Here is an 18670-nt window from a genome sequence, read left to right as displayed (position 1 = left end):
GGGTCGGCTGCCGCAGATGCGTCAAACGTGGGCAGAGGCCCGTTTCTCCACCGCACGGGTACGGTCTCCCGGCCAAGGAGGAAGCCATGCATGCGAAGCGACTTCGAGTTCTCCTCGCAACCCCGTTGGCCGCCACCGCACTTCTGCTCCAGCTGTCCACGAACGCGCAAGCTGTCGTGGGACAGTCTGTGTCGGCGGCGCCGGCGGTGGTTGCGCATACCGACTCTCTGAGGATCACCCCGTACGACCAGGGCTACAAGGACGGATACCGGGATGGCCTGACGTACGCCCGTGACTGCATTCGCGGCGACTCCCGCGGACGGAGCGGAAAGCCCGGGGCTTCCGTTGAGTACAACCGCGGCTATGTCGACGGCGTCATCGCGGCGTACCGCTACGTCCACCAGACCTACTGTGGATTCGGGCGCTCCTGAGCGGTAGTGCCCACACACCGTCACCATTGCCGCCAGCGCCCTCGTCTCGTTGGCCGCCCTCACCGCTTGCCCAGCTAGCCGGAGACGGCCTTCGCCCAGCCCTGGGTGACCGTCTTCCTCGCCTTCTCCAGTTGCGCGTCCGTCGGGAACTGCGGTGTTCCCTCAACCGTCGGCAGTCGTGCAGCGGCGGCCTTGTCGAGGGTGCCGTCCTGCCTCATGGCGTCCATGAGCACCGGGCGGGCATAGGCGCGCAGCCGGAGGTTCTGGCCCTCTGGGCTGAAGAGGTACTCAAGCCACAGGCGGGCAGCCGCCGGGTGCGGGGCGTTCCGGTTGATCGCCAGCGCGAAATACTGGGCGAAGCTGCCGTCGAAGGGGATCGAGACCTGCCAGTTCACGCCTTTGTCGCGGAGCTGGTCGGCGTAGTGGAGGTTGATGTAGTCCCAGTTGATGCTGATGGGGGTCCGGCCGCTCGCGACCGTCGCCGAGTTGGAATTGAGAGGGTTGAAGTTGCCGCGATTCTTGAGTTCGGCGAAGAAGTCGAGACCGGGCTGGACGTCATCGAACGACCCGTTGCTCGCCAGCGCGGCCGCGTAGACACTGGCGAAGGCGGTGGCCGACCGGGGCGGGTCGCCTTCGAGTGCGACCTTGCCCTTGTAACCGGGTTTCAATAGATCGGCGAAGGTCTCCGGACAGGGTTTGACCCGGTTGGCGTCGCAGCCGATGGAGATGTAGCCGCCGTAGTTGTTGGACCAGCGGGCCTTCGAATCCTTCTGATTAACGGGAATCGAATCGTAAGCGGCTACCTCGTACGGCGCGAGAAGATTCTCCGCCGCTGCTTTCCGCGCGAACGTATCGCCCACGTCGATCACGTCGGGCGCTGTCGGCCGGTTCCCCCTCTTCCTGAGGGCGTCGACCTCGTCCTCGCTGTGGCCCAGCGGATCCTCGACCGTGACCTTGATCCCGTACTTGTTCTCGAAGCCGTCGATCAGGCCGCCGTAGTCGGCCCAGTCACGCGGCAGCGCGATTGCTCTGAGCGTGCCCTCCCGTGTCGCTGCGGCGATCAGTGCGCGCATACCGCCCATGCTCTCGGCGGACGTGGCCACCGACGGCTTCGCAAGGCTGGTGGTCGGTGTGCTCTCGCAAGCGCTCAGGCCCAGGGCCACAAGAGCGAAGCAGCCGAAGACCGCCGCTGCTCGGCCACACGGTGTAGTCACGGCTGCTCCCGGACGTGGAGGGATGAGATGGTCACCTCGACCGGCTGCCGGCAGCGCCACTGCGCCCGGAGTGGCGGGCCTCCCGCTGCGCCTCCAGGCTTCCTCGGCTCCACTGCGCCGACGAAGTGGTCATCGAGGCCAGGGTACCCGGCCGCCTCGATGGCGGAATGCCGCCCGGGACGCCCGCGATCACCGTCAATTGCCCGGCACTCGGCTTCTCCGTACGCCCTGGGCCTCGCCGCGCCCACACCGGCACCCGGCCTGGGCGACGGCGGAGGGAGGCGGAGGGAAGGGACGTACCGGCTCACCTCACAGCGCGGTGTCGTCCCATTGGCCGAGCAGGATCTCGCCGAGTTCTTCCGCCTCCGGCGTGGCGCCGTGGTGCAGGGACTGTTCGGCCCAGATGACTTTGCCGGTGGGCGTGTAGCGGGTCCCCCAGCGTTCGGCGAAGCGGGCGACCAGGTACAGTCCACGGCCGCCTTCGTCGGTGACCTTCGCCCGGCGCAGCCGCGGTGAGGTGCTGCTGCCGTCGGAGACCTCGAAGATCACGGTGCCCGCAGCGGGATCGCTGATCGGCATCGTGTGCAGCAGCCGGACGGCGATGGGCTCGGCGCCGTAGCGGATGGCGTTGGTGATCAGCTCACTGAGGATGAGTTCGGCGGTGAAGGCGAGCTGCTCCAGCCCCCACTCCGTCAGCCGGCGGGCGCAGGCGGTGCGGACCGGGGCCACCGCCGCCGGGTCACGGGGCACGTCCCACTCTGCGATCTGTTCTGCTCCGAGCCGGTGGGTGCGGGCCACCAGCAGCGCGATGTCATCCCTGGGCCGGTCGGACAGCATGGCCTTCATCACCGCCGCGCAGGTGGCCTCCGGCGTGCGATCTGGCCCTGTCAGAGCGTCGCGCAGAGCCTCCAGACCGGCGTCCAGGTCTCGGGTGCGGTCCTCGATCAGTCCGTCGGTGTAGAGCACCAGCCGGGAACCCTCGGGCACGGTCAGCTCGGCGGTCTCGAAAGGCAGGCCGGCGCCGAGTCCCAGCGGCGGGGAGACGGGCAGCAGAGGGAAGTCGACCGTACCGTCGGGCCGGACCACCGCCGGCCCCGGATGGCCGGCGGTGGCGATGGCCAGCCGCCCGGAGGTGGGGTCGTAGACGGCGTACTGGCAGGTCGCCCCGGTGATCATCCCCTGCCCGTCATCCGCGGTGGCGGTCTCCTCGGCGTCGATCTGCGCGACCAGCTCGTCCAGCCGGCCCAGCAGCTCCTCCACGGGCAGGTCCAGACTGGCGAAGTTGTGCACGGCGGTGCGCAACCGGCCCATGGTCGCCGCGGCGTGCAGACCGTGGCCGACGACATCGCCTACGACCAGCGCCACCCGGGTGCCGGACAGCGGGATGACGTCGAACCAGTCCCCGCCCACTCCGGCCTGGGCCGGCAGGTAGCGGTAGGCCACGTCGAGGGCGGACTGCTCGGGTAGCGCGCGTGGCAGCAGGCTGTGTTGCAGGGTGACGGCCATGGTGTGTTCGCGGGTGTAGCGGCGGGCGTTGTCGATGCACACCGCTGCCCGCGCGGCCAATTCCTCGGCGAAGGAGACGTCCTCGTCCTCGAACGACGGGGAGCCCTGTGCGCGCCAGAAGTCCACCACTCCCAGCACCACGCCGCGGGCGCGCAAGGGAACCACGAGCATGGAGTGGATGCCGTGATCGAGGATCCGCCGGGCACGTTCGGGTTGCTGGGCCCGCCAGCCGTCGGCGGTGCGCAGGTCCCCGAACAGGACCGGTCGGCCTTCGGTCAGCGCCGTGGAGACGGGGTGGGCCGGGACGAACCGGATCAGCTCGCGGACGGGGTGCAGGGGGTGGTCCGGGTCGAGACTGGTGACGGCGATGCGGTGCAACTCGGTGATCCCGGCGGTCGCACCGGAGGATTCCTCGCCGCGCAGGACCGGGTCCAGGAGTTCGACGGTGACGATGTCGGCGAACCTGGGTACCGCCACCTCGGCCAGTTCCTCGGCCGTGCGCTTCACATCGAGCGTGGTGCCGATCTGCAGCCCGGCGTCGTAGAGCAATTTCAACCGTTCGCGTGCCACCTCCGCCCGGCCGGACACGGCCTGCAGCTCGGTGGTGTCCCGGAGCGTCACCACGCTGCCGACCGGTCCGTGGGGTGCGGTGAGCCGCTTGCTGACAGAGAGCAGCCGGTCGGCCGCCAGGTACACCTCGTCGGTGGCGGGGCGGTCGGAGGCCAGCAGCCCGGCGAGGTCCTCGTACAACCCCAGATCGGTGATGTGTCGCCGCTCCGCGTCCGCCGGCAGGTCCAGAAGCCGTCGTGCCTCGTCGTTGGCCAGCAGCAGCCGGCCGTCACCGCCGATGATCAGTACTCCTTCCCGTACTGCGTGCAGGACCGCGTCGTGGTGCTCGTACATCCGGGTCATCTCAGTCGGCCCCAGGCCATGGGTCTGCCGCCGCAGCCGCCGGCTCACCAGGCCCGACCCGCCCGCGGCTACGACAAGGGCCGTGGCGGCGCCGCCGAAGAGGACCGGCAGCTGCCGGTTCACCCTGTGCTGAACCGTCTCGACCGTGACGGGCACGGAGACGACGGCGACGACCGAGCCGTCAGGACCCCTGACGGGAACCGCCGAGATCACGGAAAGCCCCAGTGAGCCCTTGAAAGTACTGGTGAAAGGCTTGCCGGTCGCCGCCGCAGCGTAAGGCCCGATGACCCGTTTCCCGATTTGATGCCGGTCGCTGTGGGTGAGGGTGATCCCGTTCAGCCTGTACACGATGATGGCGTCGACGCCTGCGGCCTTCCGGGCCGCCTCGGCGTGCGGCTGCAGCACGGCCGTCGGGTTCGCGCTGTTCAACGCCGCCACGATCCCCGGGGAGTTCGCGAATGTCTGCGCCGTGGTGAGCGTCCGGTGGCGGGCATCCGTCATCACGTCGCGTTGAGCCTGCACCACGAGCGCCACCAGGGCGGCGGCGGCGAGCAGCATCACAACGGCCAGCTGGAGCAGGAAGACCTGGCCCGCGAGGCTGTGCACGCCCAGCAGCGAGCCCGACCGCCACGCCTCCCCGGCCTGACGGGGCCGACCGGGCCGATGAGTCCTCACGGACGGATCAGGCGTCTCCTGTCCGGATTGACTCGAAACTCCGCTCATATTCCCTTTCTATCGTTTCCGGATGGCGGAGCACGAAGCGACCGGGGCGGACGGGTCCGTACAGCGACGGCGACGAGCACATGTGCGCTGCCGGGTGCCCGCGGCCACGCACGGCCTCTGAGGTCCGATTCGAGCCCACAGGGCGACATCATTCGGCACCAGTACCGGCGGTCGGCAGGCCGTTGCCGGCGGCTTCCCTCTTCACACGTGGGAAGATCGGAGCCTGCCCGACCGGACACGAAGACCGGCTCGACTGCAACCCATGAATTCACCGTCGGTAACCAGCAGACCTGCGTGCGTATGCGACTCATGAAGAGGCGCATCGACCCGCCTGATGCGGCGCTCTTCGGCGGGGTCCGAGCGGCTTGCCGAAAGGATGGTCGGGCGTCGTCCCCCGATGACGGTCGGCCCCGTTTCGGCACCCGGAAAGACCCTGGGCTGCAGGCAGGCCCGCGCTTGCTGGCGCCTCAGCCCCTCTGGCCCTCGGCCGAGAGATGTACGCGGATGTCCTCGGACTCACCGGACCGGCAGCACCGACGTGGACGCCCCGCGTTCGCGGCGAGCATGCCGAGCCCGAGCCGTCCGCGCATGCCGCGCTCCTGCGCGGGCAGGCACCGGCGCCTGCCCGCGGTGTCGGCAACACGGGCAGGACGCGGGAGTCGGGCCGGAGACGGCGGCACGACGAAACTCGCGCCACCGCCTGCCGCTGCCCACGTCGGCCGGCGCGAGCGGCGCTGCCCGCGCGCGGTCAGACCAAGGGCACATCGGCACATCGGCACATCGAGAGGAGGTCTTCCATCATGAACAGCGTCAACCGCCGCACCGTCCTGCTGGCCGGGCTCGGCGTCGCGGGCGCGGGCGCGCTCGCCGTGTGCACCAGCGGCTCCGGCAGCTCCAGCGGGCGCCCCCTCCCTGGTCAGTCCCGACAGCAGGGTGGTCGCCGCCACTGACAAGAAGCGCAAGAGCTGGGCCTTCGCCGGCCGCACTCCGGGCAAGGAGATCCGGCTTTCGGCCGGCGACCCGCTCGCCGCCGAGCTCTCCAAGCAGTTGCCCAACAAGACCGCGACGTCCATCCACTGGCACGGCATAGCCTTCGCTCCGACATGGATGGCGTGCCCCCGGCCACCCAGAGCGCGGTACGGGCCGGGAGCAACTTCACCTATCGTTTCATCGCCGACACCTCCGGCACCTATTTCTTCCACCCGCACGTGGGTGTCCAGCTCGACCGTGGCCTGTACGCCCCGCTGATCGTCGAGGACCCGAACGAGAAGGGTGCAGTACGACGACGAGTGGGTCGTCGTCCTCGACGACCGGGTCGGCGGCGTCACCGGCACCCCCGGCGAGGTCTTCGCCGAACTCAAGCAGGGCATGGGGGGCATGGACCGAGAGTGAGCTGCTCGGCGGTGACGCGGGCGTCGTCAAGTACCCGTCGTCACGAGCGAGTCGATGGAAGGGCGTCGGCGAGCCGTTCGTCGGATGGGTCACTCCGCGACCTCAAGAGCTGTGTCTCGTCCCCTTCTGTGGTCCTCGCCGGACTCCCGCTCCACACGACAGACATGAAACTCACCCGCGCGGATGAACCTTGGGACCGGAAGAGCCGTCAATCAACACGTCGGTAATCATCCGATCCAGTGAAAGGTCTCCCGTGGCCAGGTACGTGCGACTACGACGGTCGCGAATACTCATCGCCCTCACGTCAGCCGTAACCGTCGTCCTGGCCGTCGCGGTGACCATTGCGCTGACGGTCACGACGTACGATCACACGTCGCCGCGCGCCGCCCGGAACAAGGCATCGGGATCGGTGGCCGGGACTGTGGACTGCCGTAAGACGAAGTGCGTGGCCCTCACCTTCGACGGCGGCCCCAGCCCGACGACCCCCAGGCTGCTGGACATCCTGAAGCGGGAGCATCTGCACGCCACGTTTTTCCTGCAGGGCGAGGGCCACATCGGGAGGTACCCCGAGATCCTCCGTCGTATCTCGGACGAGGGCCATGAAATCGGCAATCACACCTGGAACCACAAGATCCTGACGGAGATCGACACGGCCGACGCCCGTGAGGAACTGACCCGCACGCAGAACGCCATCGAGAAGATCACGGGCACCAAGCCCATCCTGATGCGTCCGCCACAGGGTCGCACCAACCGCAAGGTGGCCAAGGTCTGCAAGGAGTTGGGGCTGGCTCAGGTGCTGTGGAGCGTCACGGCCAAGGATTACGAGACGACCGACTCGGCCCTGATCACCAGGCGGGTGCTCGACCAGACCGACCGAGACGGCATCATCCTGCTGCACGACCTGCACAAGGGCACCGTGCCCGCCGTACCGGGGATCCTCAAGGCTCTCAAGCGGCGCGGCTACACCATCGTCACGGTGTCGCAGTTGCTCGCCCCAGCCAGGCCTCAGCCGGGGATGGTCTACCGGCCCTGAGGCCAGGGCTCCAGCGTGCCCCCGTTGGTCTTGGACGGTGGCAGGGGCTGTGTCCGTGCTGGCGCCGTCCGACTCGCCCGGCGGCTCGACCCACAGGAACGCGTCCAGGTGGGAGGGGGCTGTCCGAGTGGGCCCCGCGGTCGGCGCGGGAATCGTCGACGTAGGTCTCGAGGCTGGTGCTGGTGCTCGCCGCCCTGGGGCGTCCGGTGCTGCCCGAACGGGTTGTGCCCAGTCGGGAACATGGTCGGCAGCGGTCGTTGGTGTGGGCCCGCGGGCCTTACGGGTCACGCCCGGGCTGGATCAGCAACCCAGGCGCGCCCCGTGGCGCGGTGTGACGCGAGGCCGCGTGACTTACGGCAGAGCCGCCGTCATGAGGCTCAGGTGCCACACCAGGTTTCACACCGTCGTGCAGGTGGACCCGTTGAGACTGAAGGCCGCCGGCTTGGCGAAGCTGCCGCCGTAGGTGCCCTGGAAGCCGAAGGAGACCTTGCCACCGGCCGGGATCTGCGCGTTGTAGTCGACACTGGTCGCCGTGACCGCTGCGGAGGTCGGAGCGACACCGGCGTTCCAGGCCCCTGTGATCTGCTGCCCGGCCGGCAGCGTGAACGCCAGCTTCCAGCCGTCGACCGGGGAGGAACCGGTGTTGGTGACGGTGACGTCGGCGGTGAAGCCGCCCGGCCAGATGTTCGTCCCGTACGACACGGTGCAGGCCGAGGAGCCTCCGGGGCCGCCGGGACTTCCGCCGCCGGCGTTGATCGTGGAGGAGAACGAGGTCACCGCGAGGCCGGAGCCGTTCTGCCAGGGCTCGAAGCCGGCCTGGACGCTGGTCAGGTACCAGTCGTTCTGTGCCAGCCCCCGTGAGACGGCCTGGCGGACGAAGTCCATGACGTCGAAGTCCCAGCTGTTGATCGCCGACGGGGCGACGAAGGACAGGACGTCGTTGGAGCCGTTGTTGCCGGACCACACCTGCCACTGGCGCCCGGCCACACTGGCCGTGCCGACCTGCGAGCCGACGGGCTGGATGGGACCCGCCTCGTTGAACCAGACCATGATCTCGGTCCGGTTGACACCGTCGGTGCGGGGCGTGGGGTCGAGCCAGATGTCGTACGCGGCGTCGTACACCGCGCCGCTCACATAGCCGTAGGAGATGCCGGTCGGTGCGCTGGATATGCCGCTGAGCTGCGCCGGAAGAGCGGTGCCCGGTGAGCAGTTGGTGTAGTGGCAGCCGTTGTAGACGGACGGATAGGACTTCGGGGCGCCGTTCGTCGGGACCGAGCCGTCGGCCTGCGTGATCCTGAAACCCGAGTCCGTGGCGGTGATGCACTGGGTCTGGCTGGTGCCCCAGCGGTTGTTCTGGACGATGTAGCGGCCCTGGATCGTGGCCGATCCGAACTGTTCGCAGATCGAGGTGTCGGCGTGGGCGGCCGAGGTGGTGCTCAACAGCGCCGCCAGGGCGGCGAGCGAGGCGAGCAGTGCGCCTAACAGACCGTGCGCTCTGTGGAGTACGGGGCGCGATGAGACAGGCATGCGGGGTCCTTCCGGAGGGGTGGGGAGTGATCGCGGGAGCACTCCGGCGTCGTAATGGGAGCGCTCCCATCACCTCCGTTTCGCTGGGACTGTAGGAGAGGGGCATGGTCTTGACAAGACGGTGGGCGCGAGGTCGTCGAAATTCCTTCGAAGGCCCAGGTCAGGGAAACCCGCCAAGGCGTGCCGGAAGGCTGTCGACTTGGGAGCGCTCCCGAACTCGTCGCGGTGATACGACGCTGTCGCACGTGCCGGGCATCGGCGTGGACGCCTCCCGTGGTCGCAGGCGGCGCTCAGGCCGACTCGCGCACCACCAGCTCCGTCCGCAGGATCACGTGGCGCCAGGCCACGGAGGACTCCTCGATCTCCTGGAGAAGCAGCTGGACCATGGTCCGGCCGATGTCCTCCAGGGGCTGACGCACCGTGGTCAGCCGCGGCTCGGTGCGCTCGGCCAGCGGAAAGTCGTCGAAGCCGATGACGGCGACGTCCTCCGGTACCCGGCGTCCCGCCGCGCGCAGCGTCTCCAGGGCACCTACGGCCGTGGTGTCCGAAGCGGCGAGGACGCCGTCGATCTCCGGATGCCGTTCGAGGAGCTGGGCCATGGCCCGGCGACCGCTCTCCTCGGTGAAGTCGCCCTCGGCGACCCACGACGGCTGGGCGTCCAGGCCGGCCAGCGCCAGGGCCTCGCGGTAGCCACGCAGCCGGCACTGGGCGACGTACATGTCGAGCGGCCCTGTGATGGTGGCGATCGCTCGTCGTTCTGTGGCCAGCAGGTGGGTGACCGCGCTGCGGGCACCGCCGACGTTGTCCGCGTCGACGTAGCTGACGTGCTCGTCGCCCGAGCGGCGCCCCAGCAGCACGGTCGGCAGACGGGCCTCGGCGAGCATGTCGGGCAGTGGATCGTCGGCGTGTACGGATATCAGCAGCGCGCCGTCGACCCGGCCGCCGCGGGCGTATTCGAGGAAGCGCTGCCGCTCCGCGTCCGAGCGGACCAGGGTCAGCAGCAGTTGCGGCCCGGTGTCGGTCAGCGTGTCACCGATAGCGCGGACGATCTCGGAGAAAAACGGCTCGGCGAAGAGCCGCCAGTCCGGCTCCATCATGACGAGCGCGACGGCGTCGGCCCGCCGCCCGGCGAGGGACCGGGCCGCCAGATTGGGCACGTACCCCAGTTCCGCGATGGCTTGCTGCACGGCTCGTCGCGTCGACTCCTTGACACCCGCCGCGTTGTTGACGACGCGGGAGACCGTGCCGCGGCCCACTCCGGCGCGGGCGGCCACCTCCTCCAGCGTTGGAGTACCCGGGCGCCTGCCCATGACCACCTCCCCCACGAGATCACCGATATTACGGTCCCGACGACTCCGGGCACAGCTCTTCCAGCGGCTTCAAAGCCCGCAACCACCTGGCAGTCCGTACGACTTCAGTGCGTGCGCCGCAAACCCTGACCGGCGATCTGCGGGGGGGGGGGAGAGGGAGAGGAGGCAGCCCCGTCGTCGACGAGTTCGTCACCCACCCACAGCAACGGTGGACGGTGAATGGTGGGCTACGTCAGCAAGGCAGCAGACTGCATGAGTTGCGCGAGCGGGAAGTCGCCGAAAGGCGCCGTGACATCGGGACCGGGCGATCATGTGCGGGGCGGGCGGCCGGGTCCGTGGGCGGCGCCGGTCAGCCGCCGAGCGTCCCCGGTGTCGCCTGCTCCGCCCAGATGACCTTGCCGTCCTTGGTGTAGCGCGTGCCCCAGCGCTCGGCGAACTGGGCCACGAGGAAGAGGCCCCGTCCGCCCTCGTCCGTGCTGGCCGCATAGCGCAGATGCGGCGAGGTGCTGCTGTGGTCGGAGACCTCGCAGATGAGCGCACGGTCGCGGATCAACCGCGCCTTGATGGGCCCTGTGGCGTGGCGCATGGCGTTGGTGATCAGTTCGCTGCAGATCAGCTCCGTGGTGTCCACGAGGTCCTCCAGCCCCCACTCCATGAGCCGGGCGGAGACGGCGGCGCGTACGCGGCGAACGGCGGCAGGGTCGCACTCCACGTCCCACTCGGCGACCTGCCCGGGCCCCAGCACCCGCGTACGGGCGACGAGCAGCGCGATGTCGTCGCTCTGGAGCTCCGGGAGCAGGGCGTCGAGCACGGCGTCGCAGGTCTCCTCGGGCGACTGGTCCGCGCGCGCCAGCGTCTCGCGGAGCAGCCGGAGCCCGGTGTCGACGTCCAGGTCGCGGCGCTCGACGAGGCCGTCGGTGAACAGGACGAGCCGGCTGCCCTCGGGCAGACGCAACTCGGCGTACTCGAAGGGCAGTCCGCCGATGCCGAGGGGAAGGCAGGACGGCACGTCCAGGAACTCCACCGTCCCGTCGGGGCGTACGAGCGCGGGTGCGAGGTGGCCGGCGCTGGCGATGGCACAGTTGCCGGACACGGAGTCGTAGACCGCGTACAGGCAGGTGGCGCCGGTGACGGTGGTCTTGTCGCCGGCCGCGATCGCGTCCTGGTCGATAAGGGCGACCAACTCGTCGAGGTGGCTGAGGAGTTCGTCGGGCGGCAGGTCCAGGGGGGTGGAGAAGTTGTGCACGGCGGTGCGCAGCTGCCCCATGGTGGCTGCGGCATGCAGTCCGTGCCCGACGATGTCGCCCATGACCAGCGCCACCCTGGCGCCCGGCAGCGGGATGACGTCGAACCAGTCGCCGCCGACTGCCTGCGCGGGGAGGTAACGGGAAGCGACCTCGACGGCGTTCTGTTCGGGCAGCGCGCGGGGCAGCAGTCTCCGCTGCAGCGCCACGGCCAAGCCGTGCTCGCGGGTGTAGCGGCGTGCGTTGTCGAGGGACACGGCGGCTCGGGTTGCCAGTTCGGCCGCGAGGGAGAGATCGTCCTGATCGAAGGGCTCGGGCTTCTCGGAGCGCCAGAAGTGGACGACGCCCAGCAGCACGCCGCGGGCGGACAGCGGCGCCGTGATGAGCGAATGGATCCCGTAGTCGATGATGCGGGAGCCCCGCGCGGGGTCCACCTCCTGCCATCGCGTGGCATCACGCAGACGAGGCACCAGGACCGCCTGCCCGCTCTCGACGCTGCGGGCCTGCGGCGAGGACGGCCCGAAAGTGATCAGGTCACCGACGGCGAAGAAGGGAGCGTCGTCGCGGATGCCGCTGACGGCCGCGCGCTGCATCCGCTTGCTGCCGTTGCCTGTGCCGTTCATCCCCAGTTCCTCGTCGCGCAGCACGGACTCGGCCAGGTCGACGGCGACGTAGTCGGCGAAGCGCGGAACCGCGACCTGCGTCAGCTCTTCGGCTGTACGGGTCACATCGAGGGTGGTGCCGATGCCGCCGGTCGCGTCGTAGAGCAATTTCAGCCGCCACCGGACCAGCTCGACCCGCTGCGACGCCTCGCCGATCATCTCCATCACTTCTTCGGTGCCGACCTCCTCCTCTCCGGCCACCGCGGCGATCGCAAGACGCGCGGACGCGGCGCCCACCGAACCAGCGAGCTGGGCTTCCGCGTGATGGACCAGCTCCGGCGGCGCTTCGGCTGCCAGTGAGTCCGGTCTTCCTCCAGGGTAGGAGCGCAGCGCCCGCTGGGCGCCCTCCCGCCCGAGGAAGCGCTCCAGCAGGGTCTGCAGTTCGCCGACCGTGGCACGGACCTGCCAGCGCCGCACCCTGACAGGCTCTTCGAGGATCTCGACGAACTGCACCGCCTGCGCCCGCTCGGCAGCGTCCGGTCGGTCCGCGAGGGAGACTGCGACATACCCGCCGAAGTTCAGCAGGACACTCCAGAACATCGCATGGCTGATCGGGTCCATTCCCGCCACGCCCAGCAGATGCTGCGGCCGGAGCAGCCCGATGCCGAGCGGGCCCTCCCGCAAGAAGGAAGCAGACAGCAACCCGGCATCGGCGAAGGTCGGCAGCACCAGGGTGTACGCCCACACGGCGAACCCCGCCACCAGGCCGACCAGCACTCCTCGGCGGGTACCACCCTTCCAGAACAGGCCGCCCAGGATGGCGGGCGCGAACTGTGCCACAGCCGCGAACGACACCAGGCCGATCGACACCAATGCCGTCTGTTCGCCCGCAAGCCGAAAGTACGCGTACCCGAGCAGCAGGACCAGCACGATGGTCGCCCGGCGAATGCCCAGCACCAGCCCGGCAAGGTTGTCCCGGCGCGCCAGCCGGGACTTGCTGCGCAGCAGCAGCGGCATCACGAGTGAGTTCGACACCATGGTGCTGAGCGCGATCGTCTCAACGATGATCATACTGGTGGCCGCGCTGAGGCCGCCGATGAAGACGAGCAGGGCGAGTGCCTCCTGGCCTTCGGCCATCGGCAGGGTCAGCACATAGGTGTCGGCGTCGACGGCCTTTCCGAACCGCAGAAGCCCGCCGGCTGCGATCGGAAGCACGAAGATGCTGATCGCGAGCAGGTACAGCGGGAACAGCCACATCGCCCGCTTGAGGTGCTTCTCGTCGACGTTCTCGACAACGCTGATCTGCCACTGCCGGGGCAGCAGCACGATCGCCAGCATGGACAGCACCATGAGCCAGACCCACATGCCGTAGCCGGTCTGCTCGTGCAGCGTGAACATCGTGGTGAGGCCGGCGTCCGCGGCCCGGGAGAACAGGTCGTGGAGCCCCCCGAACATCCAGAAGGCCACAAAAATCCCGGCCGAGAGGAACGCCACGAGCTTGACCACGGACTCGAACGCGATGGCGGCGACCATGCCCTCGTGGCGTTCGGTGGCGTCCAGATGGCGGGTGCCGAAGACGATGGTGAACGCGGCGAGCACCAGCGCTGCATACAACCCGGTGTCCTGAAACAGCGGGATATGGCCCGGCTCGGAGGTGACCACGGGGTGCCGTCGAATGACCGCAAAGGTGGTGGAGACCGCCTTGAGCTGCAGCGAGATGTAGGGAACAACCCCCACCACAGCGATGATCGTCACCAGACAACCCAGCGCGGTGCTCTTGCCGTAGCGGGCGGAGACGAAGTCGGCCAGCGAGGTGATCCGGTGCTGGTGGCTTATCCGGATGATTCTGCGCAGCACCAGCCAGCCCAGCGCGAGCATGAGCGTCGGCCCCAGGTAGATCGGCAGGAAGCCGACTCCAGCCCTGGCTGCCCAGCCCACGCTGCCGTAGTAAGTCCACGAGGTGGCGTACACGGCGAAGGACAGGGCGTAGATCGTGGCATTGTTGATGATGCTCCGACCGGAATCTGCCCGCCGGTCACCGTAGAAGGCCACAGCGAAGAGCAGACCGAGGTACCCGGCCGAAACAGCGACGATGAACCAGGTCTGGAGCACGGCCTACCTCGATCTGCCGCCGATCACGGCGACCAGACCGATCACGATCGCCCAGACGAGAAACAGGTAAGCCGCGAGAACGGGGACGCCGAAGACCTGGCCCATGTGATCGAACCGCGCCAAGAACGGCGGAACGAACAGCACGAACCCCAACGCCGCTACGGCCGTCAGGCGCAGACTGAGCTGCTCGTCGTCTCGCGACTGCGCCATGAGCCGCCTCCACATCCTCAATGTCAGGCTTTGCGACGCACACCCGAATTCGACCGATGTCAAACCGCGGCGTCGATCGGTGCCGTAGTGACGCGCACTCTGCTCAGTTCAACACGGCACCGAGACGCCCGCTACCTCGCCGAGCCGCCACCCCCACTACCTGCTGTGCGTGAAGGGCGGCCGGCCGGCCCGGCGCGCCCATTGAAGATCCGCCATCTTGAAGTCGCTGGTCATGCGGCCGTGTGAATCGTTGATCGTGTTCTCGTGCTGGTCGCGGGCGGTTGTCGGAGTTCGAGATCGTCTGCCACCTCGGCGATCACGGATCCGCGGCTTCCCCGGCGTGCGCGAGGCACCTGTCCGTGATGTCGGCAACCGCCTCCGCGGCGCTCACGCAGACCATGTCCATGAGTGTGAGGGCCTTTCTGCTGCTACTTGCGTATGGCGTCCGAGATCGGCTTGGCACCACCGTGCGCGGTGAGGCCGCCGTCGACCGGGATCTCGGCTCCGGTGATGAAGGACGCGTCGTCGGAGAGGAGGAAGGTGACGAGCGGGGTGATGTCGTCGGCGGTGCCGGTGCGGCCCAGCGGAGTCCCGGCGAGGTTGGCCACGCGGAACGCGGGCGCTGCGGAGGCGGTCATGTCCGTCTCGATGAAACCGGGGTGGATGATGTTGACACGGATGCCGCGCGGCCCCAGTTCCATGGCGGCGGTGGCCGACAGACCGCGCAGTGCCCACTTGCCGGCCGTGTACGCGACCGGGTAGTGGGCGGTCAGCGCCGCCGACGAACCGATGTTCACGATCGACGCCCCCGGGCGCATCAGCGGCGTCAGCTGCTGGATGCCCAGGAGTGGACCGGTGACGTTGACCCCGTGGACCCGGGCCATGTCCTCGGGGCGCACGTCGTCGATGCGAGCGCGCCAGGTGACGCCCGCATTGTTGACCAGGCCGTGCACCTGTCCGTACGCCTCGCGCAGGTCGGCGGCGAGCTCCGCCCAGTCCTGCTCGCTGGTGACGTCGAGGCGGCGGCAGCCGGGTGCGTCCGTCACGTCGGTGGCGATCACCCGGGCGCCCTCGCGCGTCAGTGCCTCGGCCTCCGCGGCGCCCTGGCCGCGGGCGGCACCCGTGACGACGACGACCTTGCCGAGCACGGCCTCGGGGATCAATGGAACCGTGGTTATCGGTGAGATGGATCATGGTGGGCGCCTCTACCACGGGTGCTGGCCTTCGCGCAGGGGTTCGGGTCACGGCTAACTGATCGGGCGTCAGTCCGGCTACCCTCCGCCCGTGCCGGTTGAGTTCTTAACTGATGAGCAGGCCGAGGCGTACGGACGGTTCGTTGAGGAGCCGACCGCCCGGAGCTGGAGCGGTTCTTCTACCTGGACGACGTGGACCGGGACCTGATCGCGCTGAGGCGCGCGCCCCACCAGCAGCTCGGGTTCGCGGTGCAGATGTGCACCGTCCGGTACGTGGGCCGGTTCCTGGTGGACGACCCGCTGGACGTGCCGTGGTCGGTGGTCGAGCACCTGGCCGTGCAGCTGGGGATCGAGGACCCCTCGGTGGTGAAGCGGTACGCCGAGCGCCGGCAGACCGCGTACGACCACGCCTGGGAGATCCGGGACGCCTACGGCTACCACCAGTTCGAGGACCACGAGTGGGGCCGGAAGTTCCGCACGTTCCTGCACGGGCGGGCCTGGACGCACGCCGAGGGGCCGGTGGCGCTGTTCAACCAGGCGGTCGGGTGGCTGCGGCGCAACCGGGTGCTGCTGCCGGGCGTCTCGGTGCTCGCCAAGCAGGTCGCCGCGGTGCAAGGTCGCGGAGAACCGGTTGCGCGCGACCGTGGCCAACGCGGCCCGGCGTGCGGACGCCGCACTGCCCGCCGACCTGGTGGCGCTGCTCGAAGTGCCGGAGGGCAGGCGGGTGTCGGAGCTGGAGCGGCTGCGCCGGCCGCCGACGCGCACGACCGGCACCAGCATGGCCAAGGCGCTGGAGCGGGTGGAGGAGATCTCGGGGTTCCGGCTGGGCCGGGTGAAGGTGGACAAGGTGCCACCGAACCGGCTGGCGACGCTGGCCCGGGTCGGGCTGGGGTCGAAGGCGCCGATCCTGGAGCGCACCCCGGAGCCGCGCCGCACCGCGCTGCTGACCTCGGTGGTGCGGCACCTGGAAGCCTCCGCGATCGACGACGCGCTGGACGTGTTCGCGCTGCTGATGCAGGTGAAGCTGCTGAACGCGGCGAAGCGGGCCACGGACAAGGACTGGCTGGCCTCCTGGCCGCGCTTGGCGAAGGCATCGCGCACCGTGCAGGCGGCGTACCGGCTGTGGAGCGGGCAGCTGGACCTGGTCGCCGAGGCCGGCGCCGACCTGGACGCGGCGGCGATGTACCGGGCCCTGGAGGCCGAGGTGGGCCCGCGCGCCGAGGTTGAGGCCGCCGCGCGGCTGCTGGACGAGCTGCTGCCGCCGGGCGACGACGAGGCCGAGGCGGAGATGCGCCGCGCGCTGGCCGGCCGCTACAACACCGTGCGCCCGTTCCTGTCCCTGCTCGGCGAATCCTCGGCGCTGGGCGCGGCCTCCGGCGGGCGGCGGGTGCTGGAGGCGGTCAAGCGGCTGCCGGCGCTGGCCCGGCGCAAGGTGAAGGCCAAGCCGCTGCTGCCGCGCGAGATCGACCAGAAGCTGGTGCCGTCGGCCTGGAAGAAGGCGGTGTTCTCCAACCCCGAGCTGCCGCAGGGGGCAGTGGACCGCGACGCCTACGTGGTGTGCGTGCTGGAGCAGCTCTACCGCGCGCTCGGGCGCCGGGACGTGTTCGCCTCCCCGTCCGCGCGCTGGGCCGATCCGAGGGCCCGGCTGCTGGACGGGCCACAGTGGGAGGCGGTGCAGGCGGACGTGCTGCACGGCCTGAGCCTGGATCAGCCGGTGGCCGAGCACCTGGCCGAGCGGGTCGGTGCGCTGGACGCGGCTTGGCGGCTGATGGCCGAGCGGCTGGAGGAGGCCGGGCAGGACGCGAAGCTGAGCTTCGTGGTGCAGCCGAACGGCCGGTTGAAGCTGAACGTGGACCGGCTCGGCGCGCTCGGCGAGTCGAAGTCGCTGCGGTGGCTGCGGCGGACCGCCGCGGCGATGCTGCCCAGGGTCGACCTGCCGGACCTGCTGTTCGAGGTGGACTCCTGGACCGGGTTCCTGGACGCCTTCGTGCACCTGGACGGCGGCCGGCCCCGGATGGAGCGGGTGAAGACCTCGCTGGTGGCGCTGCTGGTCGCCGAGGCGTGCAACATCGGCTACACCCCGGTCATCGACGCGGACGACGAGGCGCTGACGAGGGCCCGGCTGGTGCACGTGGACCAGTACTACCTGCGGTCCGACACGATCGCCGCCGCGAACGCCAGCCTCATCACGGCCCAGGGGCGGGTGCCGATCGTCGCGCACTGGGGCGAGGGCCTGCTGGCCTCGGTGGACGGGCTGCGGTTCGTCGTGCCGAAGCGCACGATCAGCGCCGGGCCGTCACCCACGTACTACCACTTCAAAAGGGGCATTACATGGCTAAATGCCGTAAATGACCAGGTTGCTGGCATCGGGCAGATGGTGGTGCCGGGAACCCCGCGCGACTCGCTGCACATCCTGGACACCCTGCTGAACCTCGACGCCGGCGCCCGCCCGGAGATGGTCGCCACCGACAACGCCTCCTGCTCCGACATGGTCTTCGGGCTGTTCTCGATGCTCGGCTACAACTTCTCGCCCCGCTTCCGCGACCTGGCCGACCAGCGGTTCTGGTGGGCCGAACTGCCCGGCGTCACCACCGGCGACTACGGGCCGCTGGAGCCACTGGCCCGCAACCGGGTCAACCTCACCAAGGTGGTCACCCACTGGCCGGACATGCTGCGGGTGGCCGGCTCCCTGGTGACCGGCCAGGTCCGCGCCTACGACCTGCTGCGGATGTTCGGCCGCGAAGGCCGCCCCACCCCGCTGGGCACCGCGTTCGCCGAGTACGGGCGGATCGCCAAGACGCTGCACCTGCTGCGGGTGGTCGACCCGGTGGACGACACCTACCGGCGGCAGATGAACCGCCAGCTCACCGTCCAGGAGTCCAGGCACAAGCTCGCCCGCGACATCTGCCACGGCAAGCGCGGGCAGATCATGCAGGCGTACAGGACGGGGCAGGAGGACCAGCTCGGCGCGCTCGGCCTGGTCCTCAACGCCGCGGTGCTGTGGACCACCCGCTACCTGGACGCCGCCGTCGAGCAGCTGCGCGCGCTGCCCGCCGAGGAACGCGAGCACCAAGTGCTGGACGAGGACGTGGCCCGGCTCTCCCCGCTCAAGCACGCCAACCTCAACGTGCTCGGCCGCTACAGCTTCCGGCCCTCCGTCCCGGCCGGCGGCGACCTGCGGCCCCTGCGCGACCCGGCCGAGGCCGACGACGAGGACACCGACGAGTGAGTACCGTTTGCGCCCGTACGCGGGACAGCGAG

Annotated in this window: 9 protein-coding genes and 3 pseudogenes; 5 read left to right on the top strand and 7 right to left on the bottom strand. The window is 69.6% G+C overall.

Going from position 1 to position 18670, the window contains the following annotated elements:
* Positions 1-86 precede the first annotated feature (86 nt).
* Positions 87-431, top strand: a complete 345-nt coding sequence (locus ACWC5O_RS06220; RefSeq protein WP_450582713.1) for a hypothetical protein — start codon at positions 87-89, stop codon at positions 429-431.
* Positions 432-505: 74 nt separating this feature from the next.
* On the opposite strand, the gene ACWC5O_RS06215 is transcribed toward ACWC5O_RS06220, so the two are convergent.
* Positions 506-1645: an ABC transporter substrate-binding protein gene (locus ACWC5O_RS06215; protein ID WP_450582712.1), complete on the bottom strand. Its 1140-nt coding sequence runs from the start codon at positions 1643-1645 to the stop codon at positions 506-508.
* A gap of 309 nt (positions 1646-1954) precedes the next feature.
* The gene (locus ACWC5O_RS06210; RefSeq protein ID WP_450582710.1) at positions 1955-4786 is read right to left on the bottom strand and encodes a SpoIIE family protein phosphatase; all 2832 of its coding nucleotides are present in this window, start codon (positions 4784-4786) and stop codon (positions 1955-1957) included.
* 800 nt (positions 4787-5586) lie between these two features.
* Between ACWC5O_RS06210 and ACWC5O_RS06205 the strand changes: the two genes are divergently transcribed.
* From ACWC5O_RS06205 to ACWC5O_RS06195, 3 genes and pseudogenes are all read left to right on the top strand, one after another.
* Positions 5587-5736 (top strand): hypothetical protein, encoded by a 150-nt coding sequence (locus ACWC5O_RS06205; protein ID WP_450582709.1) that lies wholly within the window; start codon positions 5587-5589, stop codon positions 5734-5736.
* Positions 5720-5991 (top strand): annotated as a pseudogene (locus tag ACWC5O_RS06200) (multicopper oxidase domain-containing protein); the annotation flags it as partial. The gene ACWC5O_RS06205 and the pseudogene ACWC5O_RS06200, both read left to right, overlap by 17 nt.
* A gap of 452 nt (positions 5992-6443) precedes the next feature.
* Positions 6444-7211, top strand: a complete 768-nt coding sequence (locus ACWC5O_RS06195) for a polysaccharide deacetylase family protein (RefSeq protein WP_450582773.1) — start codon at positions 6444-6446, stop codon at positions 7209-7211.
* A 396-nt stretch (positions 7212-7607) separates the two neighbouring features.
* Here ACWC5O_RS06195 and ACWC5O_RS06190 read toward each other — a convergent pair whose 3' ends face one another.
* From ACWC5O_RS06190 to ACWC5O_RS06170, 5 genes and pseudogenes are all read right to left on the bottom strand, one after another.
* Positions 7608-8738: a GH12 family glycosyl hydrolase domain-containing protein gene (locus ACWC5O_RS06190; protein ID WP_450582707.1), complete on the bottom strand. Its 1131-nt coding sequence runs from the start codon at positions 8736-8738 to the stop codon at positions 7608-7610.
* A 290-nt stretch (positions 8739-9028) separates the two neighbouring features.
* Positions 9029-10048 (bottom strand): LacI family DNA-binding transcriptional regulator, encoded by a 1020-nt coding sequence (locus ACWC5O_RS06185; protein ID WP_450582706.1) that lies wholly within the window; start codon positions 10046-10048, stop codon positions 9029-9031.
* Positions 10049-10397: 349 nt separating this feature from the next.
* Positions 10398-12098: pseudogene (locus ACWC5O_RS06180) on the bottom strand (SpoIIE family protein phosphatase); the annotation flags it as partial.
* A gap of 1911 nt (positions 12099-14009) precedes the next feature.
* Positions 14010-14216, bottom strand: a complete 207-nt coding sequence (locus tag ACWC5O_RS06175) for a hypothetical protein (protein ID WP_450582704.1) — start codon at positions 14214-14216, stop codon at positions 14010-14012.
* A gap of 428 nt (positions 14217-14644) precedes the next feature.
* Positions 14645-15379: an SDR family NAD(P)-dependent oxidoreductase gene (locus ACWC5O_RS06170; RefSeq protein WP_450582702.1), complete on the bottom strand. Its 735-nt coding sequence runs from the start codon at positions 15377-15379 to the stop codon at positions 14645-14647.
* A gap of 121 nt (positions 15380-15500) precedes the next feature.
* Here ACWC5O_RS06170 and ACWC5O_RS06165 point away from each other — a divergent pair.
* A pseudogene (locus ACWC5O_RS06165) lies at positions 15501-18638 on the top strand (Tn3 family transposase).
* Positions 18639-18670 lie beyond the last annotated feature (32 nt).

This window comes from Streptomyces sp. NPDC001450 (genome assembly GCF_053597295.1).
Note: the sequence above shows the minus strand (reverse complement) of the source record. Positions and strands in the feature narration are given on the sequence as shown.

Bases quoted from the DNA above. Each gene is read 5' to 3' on its own strand.
- ACWC5O_RS06220 (WP_450582713.1), top strand. From the start codon at position 87: ATGCATGCGAAGCGACTTCGAGTTCTCCTCGCAACCCCGTTGGCCGCC.
- ACWC5O_RS06210 (WP_450582710.1), bottom strand. From the start codon at position 4,786: ATGAGCGGAGTTTCGAGTCAATCCGGACAGGAGACGCCTGATCCGTCC.
- ACWC5O_RS06205 (WP_450582709.1), top strand. From the start codon at position 5,587: ATGAACAGCGTCAACCGCCGCACCGTCCTGCTGGCCGGGCTCGGCGTC.
- ACWC5O_RS06190 (WP_450582707.1), bottom strand. From the start codon at position 8,738: ATGCCTGTCTCATCGCGCCCCGTACTCCACAGAGCGCACGGTCTGTTA.
- ACWC5O_RS06185 (WP_450582706.1), bottom strand. From the start codon at position 10,048: ATGGGCAGGCGCCCGGGTACTCCAACGCTGGAGGAGGTGGCCGCCCGC.
- ACWC5O_RS06175 (WP_450582704.1), bottom strand. From the start codon at position 14,216: ATGGCGCAGTCGCGAGACGACGAGCAGCTCAGTCTGCGCCTGACGGCC.